5 protein-coding genes are annotated in these 5,910 nt (G+C 61.1%); 3 read left to right on the forward strand and 2 right to left on the reverse strand.

Annotated elements, in window-relative coordinates:
* On the forward strand, positions 1-1,838 hold a 1,838-nt coding region (locus ACROSR_RS19900; protein WP_432687629.1), incomplete at its 5' end, for an AAA family ATPase.
* A gap of 7 nt (positions 1,839-1,845) precedes the next feature.
* Here the strand turns inward: ACROSR_RS19900 and ACROSR_RS19905 are convergent.
* Both ACROSR_RS19905 and ACROSR_RS19910 read right to left on the reverse strand, forming a co-directional pair.
* Complete coding sequence (locus ACROSR_RS19905; protein ID WP_432687630.1) at positions 1,846-2,904, reverse strand: TAXI family TRAP transporter solute-binding subunit; 1,059 nt, start codon at positions 2,902-2,904, stop codon at positions 1,846-1,848.
* Positions 2,905-2,933: 29 nt separating this feature from the next.
* On the reverse strand, positions 2,934-4,742 hold the full coding sequence (locus ACROSR_RS19910) for a coiled-coil domain-containing protein (RefSeq protein WP_432687631.1): 1,809 nt from the start codon (positions 4,740-4,742) through the stop codon (positions 2,934-2,936).
* A gap of 397 nt (positions 4,743-5,139) precedes the next feature.
* Here ACROSR_RS19910 and ACROSR_RS19915 point away from each other — a divergent pair, with 397 nt between their 5' ends.
* Complete coding sequence (locus tag ACROSR_RS19915) at positions 5,140-5,394, forward strand: type II toxin-antitoxin system HicA family toxin (protein ID WP_432687632.1); 255 nt, start codon at positions 5,140-5,142, stop codon at positions 5,392-5,394.
* The gene (locus ACROSR_RS19920; protein ID WP_432687633.1) at positions 5,391-5,723 is read left to right on the forward strand and encodes a type II toxin-antitoxin system HicB family antitoxin; all 333 of its coding nucleotides are present in this window, start codon (positions 5,391-5,393) and stop codon (positions 5,721-5,723) included. Before ACROSR_RS19915 ends, ACROSR_RS19920 begins: the two co-directional genes overlap by 4 nt.
* The last annotated feature ends 187 nt before the right edge of the window (positions 5,724-5,910 follow it).

The following is a 5,910-nucleotide window of genomic DNA, read 5'->3' on the forward strand; positions in this document are numbered from 1 at the left end:
GTCTTACCCCCATTCCGGTTTGCCACCCCGATCATACCGTAGCGCCGGGTTCAGGGCAATTTTTAGAGGTGCCCATGTATCTTTATTATTTCGGCCTCAGAGAATTCCCGTTCCGAATCACTCCCGACCCTTCATTCCTGTTCTGGACAGCCGATCACCACCGTGCTTTTGACCTGCTGAACCGGGTGGCGCATGGTGAAAAGCCCGTGGCCATTATTCTCGGTGAGCCCGGCACAGGGAAAACCACGCTGCTGCGCCATTTTACCACCTCCCTGCCGAAGGACATTCAAATCGGCATGATCTCCAACTATTCCAGCGGAATGGGCGGGCTGGATCATTGGCTTCACAGCGCCTTCGATCTGCGGCCTGCGGGACCAGAGGAGAAGTTCGGCGCGAGCTTCGAGGCCCATCTCGTTGCCCGGCATAACGACGGCGGTTACTGCCTGCTGATCGTGGACGAGGCGCAGAACGTCTCTGACGAAGACATCGGGGCCCTGACCGATCTGACCAGGCTTTCGGCGCAACCGGGCGCGTCACTGCGGCTGGTCATAGCCGGTCAACCGCAGCTTGGCCGCCGCTTTCGCACGACGCATGACCCGGGAACAGTCGACGACCTGGCCCCGTTAAGGATTGGCCCGATGTCGCCTGAAGACGTGATCGGCTACGTCTACCACCGCATGACGGTGTCGGGTTGCCAGACCACGGTATTCGATGACGCCGCCTTGAAGCGCATCGCGCAGACTGCGGCTGGTGTGCCGCGCGTGGTCAACTTGCTGTGCGAACTAATGCTCATGTCAGCCTTCAACGCGGACGAACGCAAGATCGACTTGGCATTCGTGGACCGTGCACTGCATGACGCCCGGCAGAATGGCATGCTCGATCACTTGCACATCAGTCCTGACCAACCCGCCTCTGCGGTAGCGCCAATGCCGGTAGGCGCGATCACGCGGACGCCGCCTGTAAACTTGGCACCTGCCACTGTCGGCCCGCGTCGGCCCTTGGCAAAAGCCGCCGACCTGGCGACACTGCGATCTGCACCCGCGACAGCACCGGCCCTGCCGGAGCCCCCGCACGTTATCGGCTCAGCGCCCATCCCGGCAGACAAGTCCCGTACCCGACGAATTGCTCTGGCGTTTCTCGCCGTCAGCGTCATTATCGCCGGCCTCGCACTCACAGTGCTTCCCTCCCATTTAAACCGGCCAACGGCTACTAATGTGGCGGCCCCTGTCGATATCGGCCCGGCTCTTCCGACTCCGGCACACTTGCACGGCACCGATGCCACGACGCTACAGAAACAGGCGCTGGCAATCGGCGAACAGGATCCGCTGACTGCCGCCATCGGCTTCGCCCGCGCTGCGCTTCGCGGAGATACGCGCGCCGCATACTACCTCGGCCAGCATTTCGAGGTCGGCGATGGCGTGCCGCGCAATATCGAGCTCGCGGCTGCCTGGTATGCATTGGCCTCGGAGACGCAGCGAAGCGCCCGCCGGGCCTTGCAGAACCTGCCGGAAACGACCAACGCGACTGGCGACACCCCAGCCCACGCGCCTCGTCCACTGATGGGCATAGTTGGCGTTGACCGGGTTGCAGAATTCGTCTGGGAAGCGCCCGGCGACGCTGCGAATCGCTATCTGATCGAACTTGCCCACGCCCCCGACGCAGAACCGCGGCAATACGGACCGTTCGATCTTTCAGCAGCGCGGCTGGACGCCCCTCCAACGGCCCGGTTGTGGCGTGTTGTGTCCCTTGGCCCCGATGATGCGCGGATCGGGGCGTCTGATTGGCACCTGATCAACACCGCCAAGGCTAAGACAGCCGTCGACGCGCCAAATCAATAAGTCTCAGTCAGCAGCCCACGGCGGCGCAGATCTGTTGACGATAGGCCCGGTTTGCCTCGCTCTCGGCCGTTTCGGGGGCAGGCAACGTATCGTTGCCCTCACATTGCAGCTCGTAATTCGGGCTCAGCCCGGCATTGACGCAGCTGCCCACATCCCATCCGGGCGGCAGGTCGGAGAGATCGACCTGCTGCCATTTCGGATGACCGTTCTCCTGCAACTCGGGAAACCGGGTGCCGATCACATGGGCAATATCCGACACGGCTTGACAGCTTTCGCGGTGATAGGCGTTGCGGCGGGGATTGTACTCATAGGTCATCAGCACCGCCTTCACCGCGACCACATCAACCGGATCGGGCTGGAACGGATAGGTACCCGCTGGGATCGAAGTGGGGAGATAGACCGCCTGCAACGTCGGGTCGGTGATCGGCAGCAGGTGAAACTCTTCCGGGTCGATGTCATCCGACTGGAAGATCGTGGTCGGCGCCCCGGCAATATAGAAAAAGGCATCGATCTCACCCTCCAGAAGCAGGCGCAGCGACTCATCGGCATTCTGCAATACGCGCTCGCCCAGATCCACCTCCGCCAGATCGAGGACGAGCGAGGCGGTCAGAAAGGTTCCGCTGTCTTCCACCCCGATCGCAACCCGCTGACCGGTCAGGTCCTGCAGCGAACCAATGTCGCGGCGCGCAAGCACATGCACCTCTTCGTTGTAGAGCGGGAACGCGATCCGCACGCCGGCGACGGCGCGGGCAAGTTCCGAGTCCTCGGCGGCGAAGGTGTTGAGGTATTCCAGCACATCTGATTGCACGATCCCGAACTGGGTATGCGGGCGCAGGCGCACCCCAAGAAAATTCTCCAACGATCCGGCGCTTTCGCGTACTTTCAGCGATATGCCGCAATTGTCCGCAGCATCGGCGATATTGCGGCCGAACTGAATGTAGGTTCCCGTCGGCCCACCGGTCAGGATGTTGCGCTCAACCTCCTGTGCGGACAGGGGCGCGGTAAGCCCGGAAATTCCCAGAACGGCCAGCCAAGCCCCGATCACAGCGGTCCTCAATGCACTCATCTCACGCTTCCCTTTGATTGCGTAGACGCTCAACACGTCCCAAGCACCCTGACCAGCGCGACCAGCGTCTGGCGATTGATTGTACCGAAGGTATCGCGCAGCGCATCGGTCGGACAGGAACCATCGGTCAACAGCTTGGTCAGCCGCCGCATTTCGGACGAACCGCGGGGCGGCAGGCCAGGTGCGGATTGCAGCGCTGCCGCGACCATCGCGGGACTCCGCTGGTCTTGCTCACCGACTGGCACCGGTATCGCGGCGGGCTCCGGTTCGGCGACAAGCTCGGCGCCCGCCTCATCGATCTGCTCTTGTAGCGCCGCCAGTTCCTCCGCGCGCGCGGCACGGTCCTGTTCCAGCCGTTCCACCTCAGTGGTAAGATCCGTTCGGCGGCCATCCAGATCCGACAGGTCGGCGCGCGCACGGGCTATCTGTGCGGTCAACTCATCGGTCTCTGACACAAGCTCTGCCATCACGTTGCGCCGTGCGGCCTCTTCGGCACTGGCTTCGGTCAATGCGGCAACCGCCTTGGCCAGTTCCTCCTGAAGATTTGTCAGCGCGGCTTGCCGCTCTGCGCGGATCACATCCACGCTGTCTTCCAGTGCCGAAAGTTCGGTGCGCAGGGTCGATGTCTGCTGGTCCAGGTCTACGCGCTCTTCGCGCACACCGCCCAAGCGCTCGGTCTCCGCCTCGATCTCGGCGCGAAGCGTATCGAGATCGGCCTGCGATTCGGCGAGTTCCGCATAGTTGCGCGACGCCTTGGCTGCGGCCGATTCCCCTTCGGCAATAGCCGTCTGAAGGCCGGCCAGTTCGTCAGACAGCGCATCGCGCTCCGCCTCAGCGTTACTGATTTCAGTGCTCACGACATCCAGCGACTGCTGCGCCTCGGCAAGCGCGCTATGCGCCGCATCTCGGCGGGACGTCAGATCTGCCAGTTCCGATTGCGCAGCCTCGCTTTCTGCCCGAATCTCGTCCAGCCGTGCCGTTGCCCGGTCGAGTTCCTGTTCACGCGCCGAAAGCTCGCCGCCGCGCTCTTCGATCTGCTTCAACAGCTCGGCCTCATCAGCCTTCAGGCCATCCAACGCCTCTTGCGCTGCCGCCCTTTCGGCCGACAGAGCGTCGATAGCGTCTTGCTGAGCGGTCTCCGCCTCGGCCAATTCCTCAAGTTCTTCACTTGCCGCTGAAATTTGCGCCCGCGCCTCGCCAAGGCGCCCTTCTGCGGCCTCTCGGGCCGTATCGGCCTTTTCCAGTGCCGCGCGGCTTGCGGACAGATCCTCGGCCAGAGCCGCCCGCTCGGCCTGTTGCGCCGCCAATTTCTGTTCATGCTCGGTGCGCAAGGCTTCGACTTCGTCCTGAAGTGATTGTCGCTCCTCCCGCAATTCAGCGACCTCTGCCGCTTGCACATCGCGGTTTGCCTGTAGCGCGGTCAGTTCCGCCTGTGCGCCGTCAAGTGTCTCGATATCCGGAGCCGTGGTGCCTGCGGCCTCGATCTCTGTCTTCACTTGCTCCTGCTGGTCCTGCAGATTGGCCAGACGCGAAATGGCTGCCGCCTCGGCCTGCCGCAGTTCCAAGACCCGTGTTTGTAGCGCATCAGCTTCTCGGCGGGCTTGTTCCAAAGCTTCCGCATCGACGTCACGTGCTGCCGCCAATTCAGCGAGATCGGCCTCCAGCAATGCGATCTCTTCTTCCAGCAGCGCAATCACACGACGGAACGACGCGGCCTTTTCAGAGGACGGGACCTCTCCTGCATCCTCCATCGCTTCGTTCTGTGCAAACATGATCGTCGGCACCGCAAATACAGCGAGTGGCAGACAGATGAGGGCGAGGAAGAAGCGCTGTCGCATATATTTTATAATAATTTAAAAACTTGATGATAAAAGTTAACCAAAGGTGGGGGCGGCTGGCAAGCACAATTCTCGACGTTGCTCAGGGAGCCGCCACAGTGCATGATTCGGATATGGCTGTAACAATCCGGCGCATCAAAGAGGGTGTTGTGCATTCCGCGGCATCGGTTGACGCCCCGCGTGAAGTTACATTCTGAGGTCGTACCTGATCGGTGGAAACAAAAATCTGAATGGCCGCTATTGTGACAAGTCAAATCTCTCTCGCGACCCTGAGACATCACGTTTCATTGTACCGATAGCCGAAGGGAGCAGCGTTCGGTGGATGTTAACGATTTGACTGGTATGCGCAGTGCGCCCTATGCTTGCAATTTGTGATAGCAATCGCTATTTTGCCGCGATGAATAGTAAGCACCGCAAGACCCTTGCCGCCATCTTTACTGATCCGGTGTCCGGCACCATCGAATGGGCGGCAGTCGAAAGCTTGCTGTTGGCCGCGGGGGTGCGGCTAATCGAAGGGCGTGGATCACGGGTGCGGTTCGAGAAAGATGGCGAGGTTGCGACGTTTCACCGTCCGCATCCTGCCAAAGAAGCCAAGCGGTACCAGGTGCGTGATGCCCGTGATTTTCTGGAACGGATCGGGGTTGGACCATGACAAACACCATGACTTACAAGGGCTATGCTGCCCGGATCGAATATGACGATGATGACGGGATTTTCACGGGGCGGATCGCCGGTATCCGCGACGGTGTGGGCTTTCATGCCGATACCGTGGACGGTTTGCGCGAAGCCTTTAATGAAGCGGTCGAGGACTACATCGAGACTTGCTCAACGATTGGCAAGGAGCCCCAGAAAACCTATTCGGGGCAGGTCATGTTCCGGGTTAGCCCCGAAGTTCACCGCAAGGCCGCGCTTGCTGCCGAACTGTCGGGCAAGAGCCTGAACCAGTGGGCCGAAGAAGTACTCGACCGGGCTGCCGGTTAAGCTGTCTTAATACCAGCAGTGTCAGGCCATGGATCGAGCTCCTCGAGCGTCTTCCCGGCCTGCAGTCAGCCTTCAGGGCACCTCTAAAAATTGCCCTGAACCCGGCGCTGCGGTATGATCGGGGTGGCAAACCGGAATGGGGGTAAGACGATGGCGCAGATGGGTTTCTTTGATCTTTCGGACCGGT

The organism is Roseovarius tibetensis (assembly GCF_050896375.1).
Taxonomy (GTDB): Bacteria; Pseudomonadota; Alphaproteobacteria; order Rhodobacterales; family Rhodobacteraceae; genus Roseovarius; species Roseovarius tibetensis.